Annotated in this window: 23 protein-coding genes; 9 read left to right on the forward strand and 14 right to left on the reverse strand. The window is 36.9% G+C overall.

Translation table 11 applies throughout. The features are described 5' to 3' along the window. The first annotated feature begins 89 nt into the window (after positions 1-89). Together DSM03_RS14235 and DSM03_RS14240 are read left to right on the forward strand one after the other, a co-directional pair. The gene (locus DSM03_RS14235; RefSeq protein ID WP_128762415.1) at positions 90-1,370 is read left to right on the forward strand and encodes a serine hydrolase domain-containing protein; all 1,281 of its coding nucleotides are present in this window, start codon (positions 90-92) and stop codon (positions 1,368-1,370) included. 139 nt (positions 1,371-1,509) lie between these two features. Then, positions 1,510-3,060, forward strand: coding sequence for a M20/M25/M40 family metallo-hydrolase (locus DSM03_RS14240; RefSeq protein WP_128762416.1), 1,551 nt, complete (start codon positions 1,510-1,512; stop codon positions 3,058-3,060). A gap of 56 nt (positions 3,061-3,116) precedes the next feature. Here the strand turns inward: DSM03_RS14240 and DSM03_RS14245 are convergent, their stop codons facing one another. Further along, positions 3,117-3,614: a YkgJ family cysteine cluster protein gene (locus DSM03_RS14245; RefSeq protein ID WP_128762417.1), complete on the reverse strand. Its 498-nt coding sequence runs from the start codon at positions 3,612-3,614 to the stop codon at positions 3,117-3,119. Positions 3,615-3,649: 35 nt separating this feature from the next. On the opposite strand from DSM03_RS14245, the gene DSM03_RS14250 reads away from it, so the two are divergent. Together DSM03_RS14250 and DSM03_RS14255 are read left to right on the forward strand one after the other, a co-directional pair. Continuing rightward, a complete protein-coding gene (locus DSM03_RS14250) occupies positions 3,650-4,375 on the forward strand; it encodes a class I SAM-dependent methyltransferase (RefSeq protein WP_128762418.1) in 726 nt (241 codons plus the stop codon). 129 nt (positions 4,376-4,504) lie between these two features. Next, the gene (locus DSM03_RS14255) at positions 4,505-5,302 is read left to right on the forward strand and encodes a membrane metalloprotease (RefSeq protein WP_128762419.1); all 798 of its coding nucleotides are present in this window, start codon (positions 4,505-4,507) and stop codon (positions 5,300-5,302) included. A 75-nt stretch (positions 5,303-5,377) separates the two neighbouring features. On the opposite strand, the gene DSM03_RS14260 is transcribed toward DSM03_RS14255, so the two are convergent. Then, positions 5,378-6,262, reverse strand: coding sequence for a hypothetical protein (locus tag DSM03_RS14260; protein WP_128762420.1), 885 nt, complete (start codon positions 6,260-6,262; stop codon positions 5,378-5,380). A gap of 238 nt (positions 6,263-6,500) precedes the next feature. Here DSM03_RS14260 and DSM03_RS18990 point away from each other — a divergent pair, with 238 nt between their 5' ends. After that, entirely contained in the window at positions 6,501-6,665 is a 165-nt protein-coding gene (locus tag DSM03_RS18990) for a hypothetical protein (RefSeq protein ID WP_161567104.1), read from the forward strand. Between the two features lie 33 nt (positions 6,666-6,698). On the opposite strand, the gene DSM03_RS14265 is transcribed toward DSM03_RS18990, so the two are convergent. The 5 genes from DSM03_RS14265 to DSM03_RS14285 form a co-directional block, all read right to left on the reverse strand. After that, positions 6,699-7,391 carry an HAD family hydrolase gene (locus tag DSM03_RS14265; RefSeq protein ID WP_128762421.1) on the reverse strand — a complete coding sequence of 231 codons (693 nt, stop codon included), beginning with the start codon at positions 7,389-7,391 and terminating at the stop codon, positions 6,699-6,701. 93 nt (positions 7,392-7,484) lie between these two features. After that, a complete protein-coding gene (locus tag DSM03_RS14270) occupies positions 7,485-8,606 on the reverse strand; it encodes a PepSY-associated TM helix domain-containing protein (protein WP_128762422.1) in 1,122 nt (373 codons plus the stop codon). Between the two features lie 207 nt (positions 8,607-8,813). Beyond that, positions 8,814-10,505 (reverse strand): energy-dependent translational throttle protein EttA, encoded by a 1,692-nt coding sequence (gene ettA / locus DSM03_RS14275; protein ID WP_128762423.1) that lies wholly within the window; start codon positions 10,503-10,505, stop codon positions 8,814-8,816. An 87-nt stretch (positions 10,506-10,592) separates the two neighbouring features. Then, the gene (locus DSM03_RS14280; protein ID WP_128762424.1) at positions 10,593-11,063 is read right to left on the reverse strand and encodes a DinB family protein; all 471 of its coding nucleotides are present in this window, start codon (positions 11,061-11,063) and stop codon (positions 10,593-10,595) included. Then, on the reverse strand, positions 11,063-11,239 hold the full coding sequence (locus DSM03_RS14285; protein WP_236638925.1) for a CAL67264 family membrane protein: 177 nt from the start codon (positions 11,237-11,239) through the stop codon (positions 11,063-11,065). The genes DSM03_RS14280 and DSM03_RS14285 overlap by 1 nt, the downstream gene beginning before the upstream one ends. A gap of 290 nt (positions 11,240-11,529) precedes the next feature. Between DSM03_RS14285 and DSM03_RS14290 the strand changes: the two genes are divergently transcribed. The 4 genes from DSM03_RS14290 to DSM03_RS14305 all read left to right on the forward strand — a co-directional run bounded on the left by DSM03_RS14290 (position 11,530) and on the right by DSM03_RS14305 (position 16,062). Continuing rightward, the gene (locus DSM03_RS14290; protein ID WP_128762426.1) at positions 11,530-13,158 is read left to right on the forward strand and encodes an acyl-CoA carboxylase subunit beta; all 1,629 of its coding nucleotides are present in this window, start codon (positions 11,530-11,532) and stop codon (positions 13,156-13,158) included. A 5-nt stretch (positions 13,159-13,163) separates the two neighbouring features. After that, positions 13,164-13,583 (forward strand): hypothetical protein, encoded by a 420-nt coding sequence (locus DSM03_RS14295; protein WP_128762427.1) that lies wholly within the window; start codon positions 13,164-13,166, stop codon positions 13,581-13,583. Between the two features lie 36 nt (positions 13,584-13,619). Continuing rightward, positions 13,620-14,708 (forward strand): sensor histidine kinase, encoded by a 1,089-nt coding sequence (locus DSM03_RS14300; protein ID WP_128762428.1) that lies wholly within the window; start codon positions 13,620-13,622, stop codon positions 14,706-14,708. Between the two features lie 178 nt (positions 14,709-14,886). Further along, positions 14,887-16,062 carry an MFS transporter gene (locus tag DSM03_RS14305; protein WP_128762429.1) on the forward strand — a complete coding sequence of 392 codons (1,176 nt, stop codon included), beginning with the start codon at positions 14,887-14,889 and terminating at the stop codon, positions 16,060-16,062. Between the two features lie 8 nt (positions 16,063-16,070). Here DSM03_RS14305 and DSM03_RS14310 read toward each other — a convergent pair whose 3' ends face one another. The 7 genes from DSM03_RS14310 to DSM03_RS14340 all read right to left on the reverse strand — a co-directional run bounded on the left by DSM03_RS14310 (position 16,071) and on the right by DSM03_RS14340 (position 22,848). Beyond that, positions 16,071-17,390: a M24 family metallopeptidase gene (locus DSM03_RS14310; protein ID WP_128762430.1), complete on the reverse strand. Its 1,320-nt coding sequence runs from the start codon at positions 17,388-17,390 to the stop codon at positions 16,071-16,073. A gap of 160 nt (positions 17,391-17,550) precedes the next feature. Beyond that, entirely contained in the window at positions 17,551-18,018 is a 468-nt protein-coding gene (locus tag DSM03_RS14315; protein WP_128762431.1) for a hypothetical protein, read from the reverse strand. An 85-nt stretch (positions 18,019-18,103) separates the two neighbouring features. Then, the gene (locus DSM03_RS14320) at positions 18,104-19,180 is read right to left on the reverse strand and encodes an AMP-binding protein (RefSeq protein WP_128762432.1); all 1,077 of its coding nucleotides are present in this window, start codon (positions 19,178-19,180) and stop codon (positions 18,104-18,106) included. Positions 19,181-19,191: 11 nt separating this feature from the next. Then, positions 19,192-20,124 carry a CPBP family intramembrane glutamic endopeptidase gene (locus tag DSM03_RS14325; protein ID WP_128762433.1) on the reverse strand — a complete coding sequence of 311 codons (933 nt, stop codon included), beginning with the start codon at positions 20,122-20,124 and terminating at the stop codon, positions 19,192-19,194. A 3-nt stretch (positions 20,125-20,127) separates the two neighbouring features. Then, entirely contained in the window at positions 20,128-21,162 is a 1,035-nt protein-coding gene (gene menC / locus DSM03_RS14330; RefSeq protein ID WP_128762434.1) for an o-succinylbenzoate synthase, read from the reverse strand. 10 nt (positions 21,163-21,172) lie between these two features. Further along, positions 21,173-21,853: a metal-dependent hydrolase gene (locus DSM03_RS14335; protein WP_128762435.1), complete on the reverse strand. Its 681-nt coding sequence runs from the start codon at positions 21,851-21,853 to the stop codon at positions 21,173-21,175. 92 nt (positions 21,854-21,945) lie between these two features. Next, on the reverse strand, positions 21,946-22,848 hold the full coding sequence (locus tag DSM03_RS14340) for a 1,4-dihydroxy-2-naphthoate polyprenyltransferase (protein ID WP_128762436.1): 903 nt from the start codon (positions 22,846-22,848) through the stop codon (positions 21,946-21,948). Between the last annotated feature and the right edge of the window lie 136 nt (positions 22,849-22,984).

The following is a 22,984-nucleotide window of genomic DNA, read 5'->3' on the forward strand; positions in this document are numbered from 1 at the left end:
TGTTAACTATAGTACTGAATGCTATTTTAAACATTCCTCAGTAAATTTAAGCCTCGGTCGTACCGAGGCTTTTCATTTAAATACATCTTATGAAAATCCAATTAACTAACGCTTTTCTCTTCTTTTTCTTAAGTATTAGCTCATCACTAACTGCTCAGCAAAGTCAGGTATTACCCAAAGTAAATCCAGAAGAAGCAGGTATGAGTTCAAACCGTTTAGCTTATTTAGATAGCATTGCTATCGTAGCAATTAAAGATCAGCAAGTACCGGGTTTAGTAGCCTTAGTCGCGCGCAATGGCAAGATCGTATATCATAAAGCTTTTGGCACAGCCAATGCCAAAGGAGAACTTCTGGATTTCAATTCAATTTTTAGAATTGCTTCCCAAACCAAAGCCATTACTTCAACAGCGGTAATGATGTTATGGGAACGAGGAGAATTTCAGTTAGATGATCCTATTTCAAAATATATTCCTGAATTTGAAAACGAACAGGTTTTAGATTCCCTGCTACCTGACGGAACATACACTACTAAGCCTGCAACACGCCCTATAACGATTAGACACTTACTTACTCATACTTCAGGTTTGGGTTACGGCGAGATAGATGGAGACCCGCGTTTTAAACAAATATATAGCGATGCCGGAGTAACAGACCTCTTTACAACTGAAGGAATACAAATTGAGGAAAGTGTAAAAAAACTTGCCAAATTACCATTGCATCATAATCCCGGTGAGAAATTCACCTATAGCGAAGGACTCGATGTTTTAGGATATTTTGTAGAAATCATATCGGGTAAACCGCTTGATAAATTCTTTAAGACAGAGATTTTTGAGCCGCTTAAAATGCAAAACACCTATTTCTATTTGCCAAAAGAAAAACGTGATCAGTTGGTTTCTGTACAAACCAAAAATGAGGGCAATTGGGTAGATTTCCCCACTACTTTTTACGATCCTGATTATCCTAAAAAAGGTAAAATGACTTTCTTTTCTGGTGGTGCTGGTTTATCAAGTACTCCAGTTGATTATGCACAGTTTTTGCAAATGTACCTTAATAAAGGTACACTCAACGGACATCGCTTGTTGAGCAGAACAACGGTAGATTTTATCCTGAGTAATCAGATAGGTGACATCTGGAAAGGTAACGGATCGTATCACGGTTTAGCCTTTAGCGTAGTCGATGATTTGGGCGCTGCCAAAGGTGGGAAAGGAAGTCCCCGCACATTTGAGTGGGGTGGTTATTTCAACACTCAGTATTTCGCGGATCCTGAAGAAAACCTAATTGGTATTATTATGAAGCAGACTCAAAAAGTAAGCGGAGATGAAACCAGTTGGAAATTCAGAAATATTGTCTTTTCATCAATTGATGATTAATCCTATTTTTTCGCCTCTTTTTTTGATTACCTGATAATAATTCAATTTATAAGGGTTAAATCCACGACTTCTTTCGATACGTTTAAAATTGATACCTAATTTTAGGCCATAACTAATAAAAGCACTCAAAAACATTCAAATGAGAAAAACGTTTTACTTTTTAACCCTTTGTGCGGGTTTAAGCACCAGTATTTTTGCTCAGGATCAAAAAGAAACTGTAGAAAAAATAGTTAAAGAAGCCACTGAAAATTCACAGCTAAAAGTATTAGCTCACGAACTTCTTGATGTTGTGGGACCGCGCCTCGTTGGCACACCAGAATTAAAAGAAGCCCACGATTGGGCAGTAGAAACCTATACCGATTGGGGGATTTCTGCAGAAAACCAGCAATGGGGCGTATGGAAAGGTTGGGATCGCGGTATCACGCATATAGACCTTGTAAACCCACGTAGCGTAAGTCTTGAAGGTATGCAACTAGCCTGGAGCCCTTCAACTTCTTCTAAAGGTATTGAAGCAGAAGTGGTCATTCTCCCGAAAGCTAAAGACTCTTTAAGTTTTCAGAAAATGATCAATCAGGTTAAAGGTAAATTCGTTTTAGTATCTATGCCGCAGCCTACCGGTCGACCTGATGAAAATTGGGAAGAATGGGCAACACCAGAATCTTTTGAAAAAATGAAAAAAGATCGTGATGCACTTAATGATGCTTGGGATGCCCGAATAAAAGCTACGGGTTACTCATCTCGAGAATTACCTAAAATTTTAGAAGAAGCCGGTGCAGTAGGTATAATAACCAGCAACTGGTCTCGTGGTTTTGGCGTGAACAAAGTTTTCTCTGCGTATACCGAAGATATTCCGATGGTTGATATTGCTTTAGAAGATTATGGATTACTTTATCGTCTTGCTGAATATGGTGACAAGCCAAGCATAAAGGTTGTTGCTCAATCTAAAGATCTGGGTGAAGTACCTACATTTAATACCATAGCTCAAATTAAAGGAAGTGAAAAGCCTGACGAATATGTGATTCTTTCTGCTCATTTTGACTCTTGGGATGGTGCACAAGGTGCTACAGACAACGGTACAGGAACTTTAGTTATGATGGAAGCTATGCGCATTCTCAAAGAAGTTTATCCTAACCCAAAACGTACCATTCTAGTAGGTCACTGGAGTAGTGAGGAGCAAGGTCTTAATGGTTCTCGTGCATTTGTAAAAGACCATCCAGAAATTGTTGCAGGCGTTCAAGCTGTATTCAATCAAGATAATGGAACAGGTCGTGTTGCTAACATTTCTGGCAACGGATTCTTAAATGCATATGATTATTTAGGCAGTTGGTTAAATGCAGTACCTGATGAAGTAGCAGATATAGAAACGCATTTCCCGGGAGCTCCTGGTCGTGGGGGGTCTGACTATGCTTCTTTTGTAGCTGCCGGTGCTCCAGCTTTTAACTTAAGTTCATTAAGCTGGAATTACTGGAACTATACGTGGCACACCAATCGCGATACTTACGACAAGATAGTTTGGGATGATTTACAAAACAACGCTATTCTAACTGCTGTTCTTGCTTATATGGCTAGTGAAGATGACGAAAAAACGTCTCGCGAACAAATTGTTTTACCGGTAAATAAAAGAACCGGAGCACAAATGACCTGGCCAGAACCTCGTGATGGTAACCGTCGCGGCGGACTGGATAATTAAATCTGAATTCTCAAAATTAATGCTATAAAATGCCCTGATTGATCTCAGGGCATTTTTTATTTCAACTTAATACGTTCTTTCATTTTTTCTACAATATTATAAGCTGCAGGACAAATAGCAACATTCTTCAACGTAATATTTGTGATCTGCTGAAATTTCTTCCGGTCTGTATGTGGGAATTCTGCACAGGCTTTAGGCCGCACATCATAAATCATGCAGTAATTATCTGCTCCCAGAAAAGTGCATGGTACCTTTTGAAGTACATAATCGTTGTCTTCATCTATACGCAAATAGGTCTCAATAAACTGTGCATCTTTCATCCTAAAATGCTTTGCAATGCGGCTGACATCCCGGTCTGTAAATAAAGGTCCGGTTGTTTTACAACAATTAGCACATTTTAAACAATCTGTTTCTTCAAATTCTTCATCGTGTAATTCCTGCATCTGGTAATCCAGATCTTTAGGCGGTTTACGCTTCAGCTTTTTAAAATAGGCAGCATTCTCTTTATGCTTATCTTTGGCAAGATTAGGCAACTGCTCAATAAATTCATCCATAGCGCAAAAATACGCATTTAAATTCCCTTGATTTTATGACCAAAAGAGATTCTGAAAACCCTGATATTTTTGGTCAGGCATTACTCGATTTCTACACCGGTAATCACACCGAAGCTATTACAGTCATCTCGTCGCTTACCGAAGATGATGAGATACCAGTTCCTTATCTTTTTAGGGGGTTTGATGCTATGCCACTGGTTGAACAAGAAGCTTTAAGACTTGCCCAAGGAAAAACATTAGACATAGGCTCTTGTGCAGGAAGCCATAGTTTGTATTTACAAAATAAAGGTATCGACGTCACTGCTCTTGATGTTTCTAAAGGAGCAATTAACGTCTGCCATAATCGCGGGATATCAAAGACTATTGAATCTGATATTCTAAGCCATACCGAAAAGAATTACGATACTTTACTGCTTATGATGAATGGCAGCGGAATTTTTGAGACCTTAAAAAACACGCAAAACTATTTAAAGCATCTAAACAGTCTTTTAAAAACTGGTGGTCAAATTCTTATTGATTCTTCAGACATTGCGTTTATGTATGAGGAAGAAGATGGCAGTTACTGGCGTGATGCAAGCCGTGATTATTATGGCGAAGTAACGTTTAAAATTCAGTATAAAAATCAAACTTCTGAAGCTTTTGACTGGTTGTATATTGATTTTAAAACCCTAAAAACTGAAGCTGAAAAAGCGGGTTTTAGTTGTAAAAAAATTATTGAAGGTCCACATTACGACTATTTAGCTCAACTCATTAAACTATAATAAAACTAGAGTGCTTTAAAAACCGTACATAGTATTAAACTGCTTATCCTAAAAACATCATAAACTAAATACAACAAGACCCAAAAGTTAAACGTTTAGTTATTTTTGAAAACATTCAAATTATTTTTAATGGCACTTAATAGAATTACCCCCTACATTACTCTTTTTTTTTCATTTTTAATACTTTCCTGTTCAAGCGACAGCGATTCTTCGGGAACTAACACTACTGACCCTACCTTAGCCAATAAGCAAGCTTTGGGCGCTTCAGCAAGAGATTTTTTAAGTGCTGAAGAATTCACCTCTATGAATGTTGAGATTGCATACGTGGATGGCTTTAGACCCTCTGATGCGACCTTAAGTAATTTGAGAGCATTTTTCTCTGAACGTTTAAACAAACCTGACGGTATTACTTTTACCGAAACTGTGGTATCTGCTTCTAAAGTAGGTTCTTTAAACCGCGATGAGTACACTAAGATAGAAGAAGATAATCGAACCGTTTTTAATGTTGGAGATGAACTTGGAGTTTGGGTTTTCTTTACCAATGAAAACTCAGAAAGCGATGAAGGAAACAGCCGTATTTTAGGTACTGCTTATCGTAATACTTCTTGTATTATTTTTGGTGAAACACTTAGAGATTTTAGTAGTGGTTTCACAGGGCCAAGTCTTACCCAACTGGAAACTGTTACTACTGAGCACGAGTTTGGTCACCTTTTCGGGTTGGTAAATCTAGGCACTCCAATGGTACGCGATCACGAAGATGAAACCGCTGATGATGACGGAGAAGAAACTCCTAACAAGCATTGTGATCAAGAAAACTGCCTGATGTACTTTCAGACCGTAGCAGATGCAACAAGTACTACTATGAATGGCTTGCCTACTTTTGGAGAATTTTGTTTAGAAGACCTAAGAGCTAATGGTGGAAAATAGACTTAAGCAACCTGCTTAAAAAAACAAAAGCTTCGGGAAATCCCGAAGCTTTTTTAGTTTATAGAAAATCTTATACTAGTCTAAAACCAGATTTGTAGTAGCGATCATTTTACCACCATCAAAAATATTGATCTTATAAAGTCCTTTTGAGAAGTCTTCCCCTTTAGGTGTGATGTTTTCACAAATATCTAAAGCTGTTTTCTCGTAGTAAAATTTTGAAATTGCACTATAAGTAACACTAGTTACGCTGTCAATAGCAATAGTTTTATTTGCTCCTAAAATGTTGTTCTGAGGATCTAACACTTGGACGTATAATTCACGGTCTCCGGCATCGGCAATCCTGTTTTGTGGCACAGTATAACATGCTCTAATACGATCTACACGACGCGCTTTGTCATTTTCTACGAGTTTCCCACTGTTTCTTACAATTACCCCGGTACCTACTAATTTACTAGCAGACAAACTCGCTCCTAAAGCTACTTTTTCAGCCAATTCATCTTTTACCATATTAAGACTATCGCGTTTCATTTTAGAAACCTCTAATTCATAAGTAGTACTATCTACCTGCATAGCCAGCATCTTATTCATTCCTTTTAAGCTGTCGTTCTGAGCAAAAAGATATTCGCGTTCTTTTTTAAGCTTATAGACCTCATCACGATAACGACGTAAAACAGAAATGTTCGCATCCATTTTTTGAACAGAATCAATTAAAACCTGTATACGATCACGAGCCTGATTCAATTCTGTATCTTTAAGATTATTCTCTTCAATTACTGCGTCATATTTGGTGACCATTTGTTTAAGGTCATTAAGAACAAGTTCTTTTTCTTCGGTCAATTCTGCTTTTGTGTTCTTCTCTTGATTGTAAAGTTTAATTGCAAAAGCACCGGCTACAACAAGAAGAACGGCAAGTATTCCCGTAACTATCTTTATACCCGTATTTTTATTCTCATTTTCCATAAATAACTATTGTTTGATTAGCTTAGGCTTGTACCTATTATTATATTTTAACGTTAATGCTCATTCAAAAGTGTGTAAAAGTGTAAAAACAGCTACTATAATTTACTGTTTTTTAACGAAAAAAAGGATTTACAACTGCTCTAAAAAAGCACCCAAACATACAAAAAAGACAAACACTGCATCTTTAATTTTTTATTAATAACTCAGCCAGAAAATCACATAACCGTATCTTTGAGGTATGAAAGAAAATCACAAACGTGCAGCTATACTTTTTGGAGTGCTTGCTGTAATTGCTATTCTCATTTTATTCATCAATGCAAGTTTTGGCAAAGGTCTTTTACTAGGGTTACTTCTTGCAGCTATCATTTATATCTTACGCAGCTTTTTACCCAAACGACAATAAGAACGTTCTAGATCATTTTGATCTGCTCTATTTTTATAAGATATCTAGTAATTCTTTAGCATTAGTTAATGCCCTAAACTTAGAATGATTGATTTCATCATCTACTTGCTCATGAGTCCACGTGGTATGAAACGGAATATGAAATGCATAACCACCCATCGCCAGTACCGGTATCACATCAGATTTTAAGGAGTTACCTATCATTAAAAATTCTTGCGGTTCTATATCAAGATGTTTAACCAGTTTTTTATACTGCGTTTCTTTCTTGTCTGAAACTATCTCTACGTGGTGAAAATAATCTATTAGTCCACTTTTGATGAGTTTACGCTCTTGATCAAGCAAGTCCCCTTTTGTAGCCACAACCAACTTATATTTTTTAGAAAGCTCTTCAAGAACTTCTTCAATATGTGGTAAAACCTCAACCGGTTCTGCAAGCATCTGTTTTCCTTTATCTAGAATGAATGATGTTGTTTCGGCATTCATCTTATCTCCCATTAATCGATGTGCAGTTTCAAGCATAGAAAGCGTAAAGCCTTTTATCCCGTAACCATATGTATCAAGATTACGAATTTCGGTATCCAGAAGCATACGCACGATATCTTCTTCATCCCCATAATCTAAAAGGTGTTTTGCAAATGCAATTTCTGCATCTCTAAAAAACGTTTCATTTACCCAAAGTGTATCATCAGCGTCAAAAGCGATGACTTTAATTGTATTTAAATCCAAATTCTCAAAATTAGAAGTTGTTTAAAAATACTTAAAAAATAAGACCTCACTGTTTAAACAGTGAGGTCTTATTTTTTAAGTATTACAGAAAGATTATTTCTTTTTTTTCATTTTATTGAGCCAGATCAAAGTTCCGGTTACTGGTAAACTGGTACCTATCAAACACGCCAAGAAGTAAATTAATTTAGAAAAGAAGCCAAAAACTGCTCCTGTATGTATTGGTTTTACTAAAGATGCCACTTGCACATTAAACGGCTTATCACTAAATTTTTCAACAGCAAGCACCTCTCCTGTTTTTGAAATGTAAGCCATATCAGAAGTAGAAGGTGACCACCCGTTAGCATTACGCTTTCTTATACTAAAGAAATCATTTCGTGCTCCTGGTAAGCTTATTGAAATAGCTCCCGGATAATCAAAAATTGTGTCTGCAGTATTTAATAGTTCAGAAAGAGTAATTGTTGCTGCCTCTGAGTTTTCTGTAATTTGAAATTCCGGAGAAGAACGATTAAATATTTTGGTTCCTATAAGGTTCCCTAAACCTTCTCTATACCCTTCAAAAGACCAACATAAACCAGTGATTCCCATAATAACGATAAAGATCAACGAGTAAAAACCAAGCGTGTTATGTAGATCGTGATTTACGCGTTTCCAATTGGCTCTAGTTTTGATCTTAAAACCGCTTTTTACATTTTTCCATTTTACTTTCTTCGGAAACCATAAAACAAGACCAGTGATAGAAAGAATTAAAAAAATGATTGTAGCTACACCTACTATTGGTCTACCTATTGCTGAATCTAAAAGTAACCAACGGTGCATTTTGAAAAAGAAAAAACAAAAAGCATCTGCAGGATTTGCAGCAGGCTTTAAACTTTCACCGGTATATGGATTTACCATAAAGCTTGTACCACGACGCTCTTTAGGATTTTCTTCTATTGTAAAAACATAAGGCTCGTCTAAAGCTTCGGGGATACCTATACTGGTTAGTACTCCACTATTCTCTGTTGTGATTTTTTCTTTTAAATCTGCTATACTTATTTTTTCGCCTTTTGGTTCTACAACTAATTCATCTGAAAACACATCTTTAATTTCGTGCTCAAAAGCCAAAATGGTTCCGCTAAGACAAACCAGAAACAAAATGATCCCACTAGCTAGTCCTAGCCAAAGATGCACGTCATTAATAAATTTTCTAATGGTGTATTTTTTATTTTTCTTCATTTTTATAGATCAAGGTTTATCTAGATTTTTTTAATGCACACTAATTCACAAATAGCTGCAAATATAAAACGGAAAATGACCTTATGCTATTTAGACTTAATAAAAATTAAAATAATTTATTCTCATAAATTTGTGATGACCACATAAAGAAAAAGCCTCTTCAATATGAAAAGGCTTTTTGTGTATAAATAGACTTAGGTTCAATATCTACCTAACTAGTTTTTTGTATTTAATACGTTTTGGCATCAAGTCACCACCTAGACGTTTCTTTTTATTTTCCTCATAATCAGAGAATCCACCTTCAAAGAAATAGACTTGACTATCGCCTTCAAAGGCTAAAATGTGTGTACAAATTCTATCTAAGAACCAACGGTCGTGAGAAATAACAACAGCACAACCCGCGAAATTTTCAAGCCCTTCTTCTAGAGCACGCAGCGTGTTTACATCCAAGTCATTGGTTGGCTCATCAAGTAACAAAACGTTTCCTTCTTCTTTAAGCGTCATAGCGAGATGCAGACGGTTACGCTCACCGCCAGAAAGCATACTTACTTTTTTATTTTGCTCGCTTCCACTGAAATTAAAACGACTCAAATATGCTCTACTGTTTACCTGGCGACCACCCATCATAATCAACTCTTGCTTGTCGCTGAAGTTTTCCCAGATGGTTTTCTCAGGGTCAATATTACTATGAGACTGATCTACATATGCGATCTTAGCAGTATCACCTACTGTAAAATCACCTTTATCTGGCTCTATCTCGCCCATGATCATTTTAAAGATCGTGGTTTTACCAGCCCCGTTAGGACCTATAACACCTACAATACCTGCCTGAGGAAGCACAAAATTGAGATCTTCATATAATAACTTATCACCAAAAGCTTTACTTACACCATTAGCATCAATCACATTAGTACCCAAGCGTGGACCATTAGGAATATAAATCTCTAATTTCTCGTCTGTTTGCTTCTGGTCTTGAGATAAGAGTTTGTCGTAATTGCTCAAACGTGCTTTTTGCTTCGCTTGGCGACCTTTTGGAGCCATACGCACCCACTCTAATTCGCGTTCTAATGTTTTTTGACGTTTACTTGCTTGCTTTTGTTCCTGAGCCATACGCTTAGATTTCTGGTCTAACCAAGAAGAGTAATTTCCTTTCCAAGGAATACCTTCTCCTCGATCTAGTTCTAGAATCCAGCCTGCTACATTATCTAGAAAATAACGGTCGTGCGTTACTGCTATAACCGTTCCTTTGTATTGTGCCAGATGATGCTCTAACCAGTGTACACTTTCTGCATCTAAGTGGTTAGTAGGCTCATCCAATAATAATACATCTGGCTCTTGCAAAAGCAAACGACATAGAGCTACCCTGCGACGCTCTCCTCCAGATAGCACTCCAATTTTTTGATCTGCCGGCGGAGTGCGCAACGCATCCATTGCTACTTCTAATTTGTTATCTAATTCCCAAGCACCGCGCGCATCAATCTCATCTTGCAAGACAGCCTGACGGTTCATCAACTTTTCCATCTTATCAGGGTCGCTGTAAACTTCTTCCAGACCAAATTGATCATTTATGCTGTTGTACTCATCAAGAATAGCTACAGTGTCAGCAGCTCCTTCTTTTACAATTTCCAATACCGTTTTCTCGTCATCTAATTGAGGCTCTTGCTCTAAATACCCAACAGAGAATTCCTTATCAGAAGTAACATCCCCTTGAAAGTTCTTGTCTATCCCTGCTATGATCTTAAGTAAGGTAGATTTACCAGAACCGTTAAGTCCCAAAATACCAATCTTTGCCCCATAGAAAAAACTCAAGTAAATATTCTTTAAAACAGGCGTATTAGCACCGGGATAGGTTTTACTCACCCCGGTCATTGAAAAAATTATCTTTTTATCGTCACTCATAATGTATTCAGTATTAAAAAATTGTTCTATAAAAACACCCAAAAGAACAGGTGAATCGTTTCAAATTAAGTTAAGAGAATTTATTGGCTATATCAAGCCCAGAAGCCTAAGAATAATTGCAAGCTGACCAGCGTGATACGCATTATGTTCTATAACCAGCATTAGCTCGCGCAAAACACTTTGTTTGTCACCGTGCTTAACTACCTGTAGTAAGTCTGTTTTTTCATCTTCAATAAAAGCTATAAGAACGTTTCGATCTTCAAAAAAATCAGAAACTAAAGATTTCCATTCCTCTTTAGTTTCAGCCCTATTTTCTGTGGGCCAGTAATCTTTAGGCCAACTCGGTGTTACATACGATTCGGCTAAGCAAAAATTCAATATATCTTTTTGGGCATAAACCATATGGTAAAAAACTTCATAAAAAGAATAAGGCAAACCCACAGGACGCTCTCCACTTTTCTTATAAGAAATATCTTCAAGAAGATCTTCTACATTTTTAAAAGCCTCCCCACCTTGAAGATGTCTTAAAAGCTGTTCTTTAAGTAATGTTTGTGTCATTAAACACGTCCTTTTAGTGCATTAAAAACCCAGGCGATTGCAAAAAAACCAATCCCTACTGAGGCAAAGCCCCAACCAGCGACTTCATTGTATCTAAATGCACCCAGAAATATAAGACCGAGTCCTACCACAATCATTATAAAAGTAGCCCAACCCAATACAGTATTTTTATTCATCATAGTTTTTATTTTTTTGCGTCTTGTAAAAGCTATGAAGCTTTTACAACCAGGCTATCCGCTATATCTTTTTATATTCCTTTTCAAAAAAAGCCTCAAAAAAGGATGCCGCTGCTATCCCTTACGCATCGAAGCATAGAGCGCAAATATCGCATTTTTCATATAAATAGTAGCGTGTATTGATATAACGATTTCGTATTTTCGTTACCACACTATGCTCCGTTTTACTTATTCTGGTCTACTATCTATTTAAATAAAGACCAGTTTTTAAGAGCGTTTAAATTTTATAGATGGATATCAAATTCAATAAAAACGAAGACCATAATAAGCTTCTTGTTTCAGACTTAAAAAGAAAATTTGCTCAGGTAAAACTGGGCGGAGGTGAAAAGCGTATCGCAAAACAACATGAAAAAGGCAAGCTTACTGCTAGGGAACGCATCGATTTTTTACTCGACAAACCCGAAAAAGCTATTGAAATTGCTGCGTTTGCCGGCGAAGGCATGTATGAAGAACACGGCGGCTGCCCAAGCGGTGGTGTTGTTGTTAAAATGGGGCACATTAGCAGAAAACAATGTATTGTAGTAGCTAACGATGCCACTGTAAAAGCAGGTGCCTGGTTCCCTATAACCGGAAAGAAAAACCTGCGCGCACAAGAATTGAGTATAGAAAACAAGCTTCCTATAATTTATCTAGTTGACAGTGCAGGGGTATATCTGCCGATGCAAGATGAGATTTTTCCAGATAAAGAACATTTTGGCCGAATCTTTAGAAATAATGCGGTGATGAGTAGTATGGGAATCACACAGATCAGTGCAGTAATGGGTAGCTGTGTTGCCGGTGGCGCGTACCTGCCTATTATGAGTGATGAAGCAATGATAGTAGACAAAACCGGTAGTATTTTTCTGGCTGGTAGTTATTTAGTAAAAGCGGCAATTGGAGAAAGTGTTGACAACGAGACTTTAGGTGGTGCAACTACTCACTGTGAGATAAGCGGCGTTACAGATTATAAAGCGACTGATGATCGCGATGCTTTGACGCGAATAAAAAATATAATGGGGAAAATAGGTGATTTTGACAAAGCCGGTTTTAATCGTACTTCACCTGCTAAACCCAAAGAAAACCCTCAGGATATCTATGGAATTCTTCCTGCTAAACGCAGCGATCAATATGATATGACCGAAATCATCAAACGTCTGGTTGATGATTCTGAATTTGAAGAATACAAAAAAGGTTATGGTCAAACACTTATTACGGCTTATGCTCGTATAGACGGCTGGGCTGTGGGTATAATTGCTAATCAGCGAAAGATTGTAAAAACTAAAAAAGGGGAGATGCAGTTTGGCGGAGTGATCTATAGCGACAGTGCTGATAAGGCTACGCGTTTTATAGCCAACTGTAATCAGAAAAAAATTCCGTTAGTGTTTTTACAAGATGTTACCGGCTTTATGGTAGGTAGTAAAAGTGAGCACGGGGGTATTATAAAAGACGGAGCTAAAATGGTTAACGCTGTTAGTAATAGTGTAGTCCCTAAATTTACAATTGTGATAGGCAACTCATACGGTGCGGGCAACTATGCCATGTGTGGTAAAGCTTACGATCCGCGGTTGATTGTTGCCTGGCCATCAGCAGAATTGGCTGTGATGAGCGGTAACAGTGCCGCAAAGGTTTTGCTTCAAATAGAAACGGCTTCTTTAAAAAAGCAAGGAAAAGAAATCACTCCAGAAGTTGAAAAAGAACTTTATGACAATATCAAAGCGCGATACGATGAGCAGGTTTCTCCGTATTATGCTGCTTCTCGTATTTGGACTGATGCTGTTATAGATCCGCTTCAAACCCGTCACTATATCTCAACAGGAATCGAAGCTGCTAACCATGCTCCTATCGAGAAAAAATTCAACCTCGGAATTATACAGGTTTAATAGTTATGAATAAAACTGGCTCAATTGCTGTAGCTATAATTTCATTCTTAATATTTGGAGGAATCAGCTATTACTTGGTGTCTAAACTATTTAGACCTGATGTTCAAGAGAATCTAATTGAAGTTGCTCTTGAGCTCAATAAACAAGCTCCCATTCAAGTTGATGAAGAAACACGACTGGATAGTGCAGCTGTTACCGGAGATAGAATCTTTGATTATTACTATACGCTCATATACCGTTCTGATATGGTGAATGAAGATACTATTACTAAAAACATCAAACCAGGAATAATAGCTCAACTAAAGTCTAGTCAAGAGATGAGCTATTTTAAAGAAAATGACGTTACCCTAAATTATAATTATTATGGTTATGACGGAAAGCTTGCTGCCTCATTAAAGATTACACCAGATCTTTATATAAATTAACTTATCTTCATCACTTAACTACTCCCTACTCATATTATGTTTTCTGAAAAGAAACACTTAGACAAGACGCTCTATAACTTAGATTATTTTTTTGAATTGTCCCCAGATGTTATGTGTATTGCTGACTACGATGGATATTTTAGAAAAGTAAATCCTGCTCTTGTCAAGACACTAGGCTATAGCGAAGAAGAATTATTTTCAAAACCCATTTCTGAATTCATTCACGAAGACGACAGGTCTCTTACAAGTAAAAAACGTAAGAACTTGCTTAACGTAAATGAATTAACACAATTTGAAAATAGATATGTTCATAAGAATGGTGGCGTTGTATGGTTTCACTGGTCTTCAATTACACTAAAAGATGAACAGATCATTTATGCAGTAGCGAAAGATATCACAATAAAGAAAAATATTGAACTTGAGCGAAACAACCTTCTGAAACAATTGAATGAAAGCAATAAGGATTTAAAGCATTTTAATTATTCAAGCTCACACGATTTGCGCTCGCCACTGAGTAATCTAGTCGCTCTTCATCAACTTATTGATGAATCTAAAATTAATGATCCAGAGGTATTAGAATACATAAAGCTACTCCGCCTTTCTACCGAAAACCTGCAAGAGGTTATATCCTCTTACCTTGATAGCTGGATAAAAAAAGACCGGCTCAATTTGGAATTAAGACCTTTAAATTTTAAAGAAGTGTTAGCCACTACTCAAAACTCTATCAAGCAGCTTATCGAAAAAAACAATGCGATAGTTCAATATAATTTTGAGGCAGCTCCTACTGTTAGTTTTAATCTAAATTTTCTACAAAGTATTTTTCTCAACCTACTAACGAATAGTATAAAATATGCTAATACAGGCGTTGATCCGGTAATACGTATATATTCTTCAAGGTCTGAAGGTAGCATAAAACTCATTTTTGAAGACAATGGCTCTGGTATCGATTTAAAGAGCGCAGGCGATAAAATTTTTAAAATTCATCAGCAGTTCCACGGAAATGAAGACAGCAAAGGAATAGGACTGTATCTGGTTTACAATCACATCACTAGCCTCGGAGGTAGCATTAAACTCGAAAGCAAATTAAATGAAGGAGTCAGATTTACCTTAACATTTAAAGATTAGGCATTTAACCCGATCACTTCTTATTTACCTGTAAGTTCGATTTTAAAATCTGTGTTATATTCCCATTTAATTTAACTAAATCGGTTAAGTCTCTATAAAAGAATGCTAAAGAACTATTCTATCTTTGCATATTAATAGCAATTATAATTGCTATTATGATAAATGAAAACATATTTATATGCTTAAGAAGAGTTTGATTGCGTTAGCTATAGGAGGTTTTGGGATAGGGATGACTGAGTTTGTGATGATGGGGATTTTACCTGATGTTGCAAAAGACCTCAATATCACCATACCTCAAGCAGGTCATTTTATTTCTGCTTATGCTTTGGGTGTTGTGATTGGCGCTCCTATTTTGGTAGGTATTGCTGGGAATTATTCTCCCAAAAAAATCTTACTCTCTTTGATGATAGCATTTACGGTATTCAATTCTTTATCAGTATTTGCTTCTTCTTATGGTTTTATGCTTATATCCAGATTACTATCTGGTCTTCCGCACGGGGCATTCTTTGGGGTTGGTGCTGTAGTTGCCAGCAGATTAGTTCCTAAAGAAAAAGCGGCGAGTGCTGTTGCCATGATGTTTAGTGGTCTTACAATTGCTAATATAATAGGGATTCCACTAGGAACTTATGTGGGGCATAATATTTCTTGGCGCTATACTTTTATGATTGTGGTAGCTGTAGGTTTGATAACCGTTTTAGCTATTAAATTCTGGCTTCCGAAAATTGAAAAATCAGAACCTATACCTTTAAAACAGGCGCTTAAGATATTTAAACGCACTGAACTATGGCTAATCCTCGCAATAACAGCTGTAGGTACCGGTGGGTTTTTCGCGTGGTATAGCTACATAACCCCACTTTTAACAGATGTTAGTGGTTTTGAAAGCGACATGGTTATTTTTATCCTGATGCTTGCGGGTCTGGGAATGACCTTTGGTAACATTTTAGGAGGAAAGTTAGCTGATAAATTTTCTCCTATTAAAGCCACTGCACTACTTTTGAGTATGATGAGTATTTGCCTGCTCACCATATTTGTAATCGCCCCTATACAATGGGCAATGTTACTAATGGTTTTTGTAACCGGTGCTTTTGCTTTTTCAACAGCACCCTCTATACAAATGCTAATGATTAAATCTGCGAAAGAATCTGAGATGTTAGCTTCATCAGTAAATCAGGCGGCATTTAATATTGCCAATGCCGTAGGTGCTTTTTTAGGTGGCTTACCTATTGCTGCAGGATATGGTTACACTTCTCCAGAGCTTGTAGGAGCTTCTCTAGCTTTTGGAGGTGTGATGCTCTCTATAAGTGTAATTGCATTACGTAAGAAAAGAGCAAAGCTCATTCTAGAGCAGGCTTAACTTTTTATTTAATCAACTAGAATGAGTTCTTCCTGACGCTTGTTAATGTATTCAAAGCCTTTAGGTCCCCAAAATCCATCTTCTTCAAGCATTATCCGTATGTCTTTATTCCACTCAGGGATGTTTACCGTGGTGTTAAGTTCTATAGCATAAGCCGTATTCTCAAAGAGTTTATAATCTCCTGTACCCGGAACGCCTTCTTGAGAATCCCACATCCCAATTGTAGGACCGGCAGAATGCCCGTAAAGCCCTAACGGGTGCGTATAAATAGATGGACGCAAACCTTCTGACCTTGCTTCAGTTAGCGCCTCTTTTAAGATGGTGTTTCCGGTTTTTCCAGTTTCAAAATGAGAAGTAAATATATCTTGTACCTGATTACCTTTCGCGAAAGCATCAACTAAAAATTGTGGAGCTTGGGTTTCACCCTTTTTTAAAACATATGCGTGCTCTTGCACATCTGTATTCAGTCTTAAATATGTGATTCCGAAATCACAATGCAGCAAATCTCCCGGTAAAATTATCTGACCTTCATTATGATTTGTAAAAGCCGTGATATGACTTTCTAAAGGCTCGTCTGACCGCTGAATATCTATAGTAGGATGAAACCAGGTTTCAAGCCCAAGATCAGTCACCTTTTGCCTCATAAACCATACTACATCTTCTGTAGTTGTTTTTCCCGGTGTTATTACTTTAGAACTGAAAGCCTCGTTTATGATATCGTGAGTAACACCCACTAACTCTTCAAAAAGTTGCATCTCAACTGCGCTTCGTGTCTCTATCCAAGCTACAGCAAGTGGTTCTGCGGAAACAACTCTAGATTTATAAGAAGCAGGTAAGACATTCAAAAAAAGATCATAATCAGTTTTAGAAATACCATCAGCAATGCCATAATCATCTGAATAATTCAGCGCTATCTTTTTAGGATTACGAACTTCAATAATCTTTAGCAAAGCCTGCCATTGATCAGGTTCTTCTTCTTTATTCCAAGCTGATGTGATATTGTCTCCAATATTGTAACGTGCCACGGCCAGTTTTTCTACTTTAAACTTATCAGAATCATAATTAAAAACCAGAATAGTACGTCTTCGTGCGTTTAACCATGTTGAAGGCAGCATGGTTTTAACAACAGGGTCTTCATTATATTCTCGGGTAATTAAAACCCACATATCTATACCAGTGCGATCCATAATATCCGGCAAGACGTGATCAAAGCGTTCTGCTAAAATCTTATCGATTAAAGACGCCCGATCGCGTTCGGGTAAAATCTGACTTTGTACAGAATGGATAGTTGTAATTAAGGCTAGAGAAAGTAGGAGAATATAACGCATGAATCAATTTTAAGTACACCCGAAATTACGCATTAACCCCTAATAAAAAAAGATGCTCAGAGCACCTTTTAATTCAGAATTGATATTAAATCATTTAAGACTTTTATTTAGAGATCAACTTACACTTGATCAAGACCTTGAAAATAGATTTACAGTCAGGTTATTCATTGTCCCGTTTCTTTTTCCGTTTTCTAACTGCACTACTAGAAAAGTCCATTTCCATAAACTTAGTAAGTTCTTCTTCAGTAAGAATAGATCTCAAATCGGTTTTAAATTCTTCCTGCATACGCTCAAAATCTTTACGCATAGTCTCTTGATCTTTAATCTTATCTTTCTGTAATGCCATCACTTCGTTATAGTAATCTTCAAGATAAGTACGCAGTACTTCAGTCTGAAACGGGTCTAGTTCAAATTCTGCTACATAATCTGGCAAACGCTCCTCTGCAATTTCTGCAGCTGTAGGCGGCTCCTCTGTGGGGCCTTGTGGAGTTTGACTTGCTCCCATTCTACTAGCTCCCATCCCCATACGACTGCGGCCATAACCACCATACCCACGCCCGTAACCATATTGAGCTGATAAAGATTGAATTGATAAAAGTGTAATTGCGATTATAGCTATGTAGCGCATAATTAAAATTTTAGCCAAAGATAATAAGTTTAAATCGAAAAGAAATGTTTCTCTTCTTTTAGAATGTTTTAAGCACAAACTATGCCTAAATTTCTTCTGCAGCTGTAAGACTCTTCAAAATAGCACCTCGCTTCATTTTTCCGTTCTCTGTACGTATAAATTTAGGCGTACAATAAATACGTTTTGGAGTTTCATATTTACCCAAAACCTCAAAATTAAGTCTTGAAGCATCAAAACTATCGCACTCAATAACCAGGATTAAACGTTCACCCAATGCATCATCAGGCTCACTACCTATTATAAAAGGGATATCTATCTGGTGAGCTAATTTTTGCTCTATAGTTTCGGGATACAATTTTATACCACCACTGTTTATCACATTATCTACACGACCAAGCCACAAAAATTTCTTGTAAGAAATCAAATCTACCAAGTCATTTGTGATTATAGGGTCTGTTGCTACTTTTGGAGCTTTTATCACCAGACAACCGCGCTCGTCTTTGCTTACAGTGACTTTGTTAAGTGTTTTAAAAGGTGTACCTGTATCTTTATTCTTTTTTGAATTGATACGCCTCACGGCGATATGGGTAACCGTTTCAGTCATCCCGTAAGTTTCATAAATCTTAGCCGAACTATCTTTTACCAACTCCTTTAAGGTTTGAGAGAATGGACCACCCCCTATGATCAATTTGCCTAAAAGATGTAAGCGAGCAACACTGTTATCAAGCTGAAACGGGGTCATTGCCGAAAAATCATAACGCTTCAAAACCTGATCTAAAGGATTAGATTTAGGCGGGACCAAATCTAGCTTCCACCCTAATGTAACAGCTCTTACAAACATCATCTTACCAGCGATATAACGTGTAGGCAAGCAATGTAAAGCTGTAGAACCAGCTTCTAATTTGAATCTTCTTCCTGTTGCTTTTGCACTGTTTACCATGTGTCGTTTAAGCAACTTGATACTTTTTGGTGCGCCGGTAGAGCCCGAAGTATTCACCAAAACATAATCTTTATCGTTAAGCCAATCTAATATGAACTCACCCAATTCTTGCTCATAAAGCTCTCCTGTTTTCTGAATTTCAAGAGCAAACTCCTTTAGGCCAGAGACTTTAAGAGACATTCCATTTAATTGAAATTCTGAGTGTACAGGATATTTAGACATCACTTTATGATTTAATCTGCAACCAAACTATCTTCAAGTTTTGTTGATTCTGGCTCTTTTACAGAACCGAATAATTTTTCTTTCCAGTCGGTCCATTTGTATTTATATGCTAAAATCCCTAAAAAGATAGGATAAATTATAAGAACAGGAAAGATTATTTCTAACGTACTTGAACTATCTGCTGTAGATTTAAAAATAGCATCAGTTTGTAACGCAGAATAATCTGTAGTTACTAAAACTGCTGCTAAAAAGTTATTTCCTAAATGAAAGCCTAAGGCCATTTCTAAACCTTCGTCCATTAAGGTCATAATGCCAAGCAAAAGTCCAGTTCCTATATAAAACACCATTGTTATTGCTCCCATCTCAGCAACTTCTGGATTTGCAGAATGAAACACCCCAAAGAGCACACTGGTTACAATTAACGGAAACCATTTTGATTTTGAAGCGACCCCTAACTGTTGCATTAAATAGCCTCTAAACAACCACTCTTCGAGACCTATTTGGAAAGGGAACATCAACAAACTAATTATAAATAATATTATAAAATTGGTAAGGTCAAATTGAAGAATGTAATCCTCAGGAGTCAAATAATAGGAAATTAAAAATCCGACTATTGTGAATATCAAAATTAAACTTAACGAAAAGGAAAATCTCTTAAAATCAAATTTAGACCTTGATGTTGTTAGTGAAAGTATACTTCTATTATGCAAGTATTTAACTAGGATAAAAAGCAAAATTAGAATAGGAATAAAGACCACTAAATTCAATACCAGACTGATATTAGTAGGGATACTTTTCATCATTTCATACATCTTATCCATGTCTTCCTGACTAGTAAATAAGAATGCTATAAAATTTAAAATGAAAATTCCCATTACCAGAGTAGTTGTAATTAAAACTTTCCACTTGGCATTATCTCCTTTATAAGCTTGTTCTATAAACATAAATTAAAATTGAAAGCTCCAGTTTTGCTGTGCATTATACCACAACTCGCCGTGCTTAATTACCAGAGGGGAAGATACATTATTTGTATACAATGCACCAGTACCGAGACCTTGCGGGATTTTTGTACTCTTTGAATGGGTATATTGTGCAATCGCATTGAGCCCAATGTTGCTTTCTAACGCAGAAGTAACCCACCAGCCTATCCCCTGCTCTTCAGCAATTTGTATCCAGGTATCACATCCGCGAAAACCTCCTACCAAACTGGGTTTTAAAATAATATACTGTGGCTTAACTGTTTGCAATAATTCTTTTTGTTTTGCATAACCAAAAACACCTATTAATTCTTCATCTAAAGCAATGGGTAACGGAGTTTGATTACAAAGTCTCGCCATTTCTTCTTCTTGGTGTTGTCTGATAGGCTGCTCTATTGAGTGAAGGTCTAAAGCAGCTAATCTTTTTAATTTCTGCAAAGCTTTATCAGGAGCAAAAGCGCCATTTGCATCAACGCGCAAGGTTATTTTTTCTTTAGGAAACTCTTTTCTAATACCTTCTAACAACTTGATCTCGGCATCAAAATCTATTGCACCAATTTTCATTTTGATACAATCAAAACCGGTTTCTAACTTTTCATTGATCTGATCCTGCATAAACTGAGCTTCACCCATCCAAATCAAACCATTTATAGCAATCCCCTCATTTCCTTTTGTAAATTCTGAAGGAAAAAGCTCATATGTATTTTCTGCATTAAAAGACTTGAAAGCCATCTCGATCCCAAATTGGATACTAGGAAAACCCTCTAATTTATCATAGAGAACTTGCGCACCTAAATGGATATTTTCACAAGCCCAACGAAGCGTTTCTTCGTAATCCGGCCGATCGTCAATACTAAGTCCGCGTAGAATTCCACATTCTCCAAAACCTATTTTACCTAATTCTTCAATTTTAATAAACCAGGTTTCTTTTTGTGTCAAAACGCCCCGCGAAGTTCCGCTGGGGCGTTTGAAGTCTAAAACATATTTTTTATAAGTTGCTTTCAAAAGCTATTATTTAAAGTTCTAATGAACCACCAATTTCCAGAAGGGTAAGTTCTTTTTCAACTGCAGAAAATGCTTTCTCAGCGCCTTCGTGATCGATCTCTATATAGCCAAACGTATCATAATGGCAACCTACAATCTTATTACATTCTAGAAAATCACTGGCACGCACTGCATCTTTGATTCCCATTGTAAAATTATCTCCTATCGGTAAAATTGCCAGATCAAGATCAAAGTCTAATGGAATCAGTTTCATATCCATTGTCAATGCGGTGTCCCCAGCCATATAGATCGTTTTTCCATCTATACTGAATATAAAACCTCCGGGTTGCCCCCCATAGCTTCCGTCAGGAAAAGAACTGGTATGAATGGCGTTAACATATTTTACTTTCCCAAAATCAAACTCCCAGCTTCCGCCGTGGTTCATTGGGTGGGTTTCGATGCCTTTGTCAGCATAATGATTTGCGATCTCATAATTACTTACAATTACAGCATCTGCTTGTTTGGCAATCGTTTCAGCATCTAGCGTATGGTCTTGATGCGCGTGTGTCAAGAATATATAATCTGGATTTAAAGATTTTATATCTATTTTATCTTTTGCAAGATCGTTCCCTGTAATAAATGGATCAGTAAGTATTGTTGCATTTTCAGTCTCAAAACCAAAACAATTCTGACCGTAATAAGTGATTTTCATAATTCTTTCTCTTTTTTTTAATTGTCATTAAATTTCGACAAGGAAAGTCTTAACAGAAAATCTTGCGCTATAAGTTTTCGTTAAAAAACTACTCAAAAAAGAAAGCCTACAGTAAAAAGCAGTGAAAAGAAAAAGGTAGATAATGCTACTTTTTTTAGCTCAGGATCCAACAACGCCGGACTTTCATTCTTAGCCACATAAATCAAGTGCTTGAATAAAGGGATAAAGACTAAAAAAGCAACAGCAGACCATTTATAAGTCTGCGTTATCTGAAAGAAAACCAAACTGGATGTAAATGCCCCTATAATTAAAAAATAATGATAGTATTTTACGTTTTTCGCCCCCAGCGCTACCGCTAAAGTATTCTTATTTGCTCGTGCATCACTTAAGCGATCTCGCATATTGTTAAGGTTCAAAACCGCAATACTTAACAAACCTATAGTTATTGCAGGCAGCAAAACCACAGTTTTAAATTCTACAGCATAGAGATAATAGGTGCCCACAACCGAAACCAAACCAAAAAATATAAATACAAAAAAGTCGCCCAGACCTCTATACCCGTAAGCGCCTTTGCCTACGGTATATTTTATAGCTGCTAAAATTGCCAACAATCCCAGTACAAAGAACAAAACTGATTGTAAAAAGTGTGTTGAGCCAAAAGCGGTATATATTAGAGCTATACTTATTAAAAGGGTCAGCATAGTTGTAAATGCCATTCCATTTTTTAATTGCTTAGCAGTAAGCAATCCACTCTGCATTGCTCGTGCAGGACCTATGCGCTCGTGGTTATCTGTACCTTTAACTCCATCACCATAATCATTTGCAAAATTAGAAAGTATCTGAAAACCCAGAGTAGCTAACAGTGCGAGAATACAAATATCCCATCTAAAAACTCCAGCATTATAAGCCAAAGCACTTCCTACAATTATTCCGGAAATTGATAAAGGCAAGGTCCGTAAACGCGCAGCAGAAACCCACGCTTTAACTCGTGTCATAAGGTATTATTTAGCGTAAAAATAAGCTTATCTCTTCCGATAATAAAATTCTCTATTTGATTTTGCAGGCTGCCAAAAAAGAACGAAAGCGTTGTAGAGATACTGATTTTTACTATTTTCACAATCTGCAATTAGT

Source organism: Leeuwenhoekiella aestuarii (assembly GCF_004104055.1).
Lineage (GTDB): Bacteria > Bacteroidota > Bacteroidia > Flavobacteriales > Flavobacteriaceae > Leeuwenhoekiella > Leeuwenhoekiella aestuarii.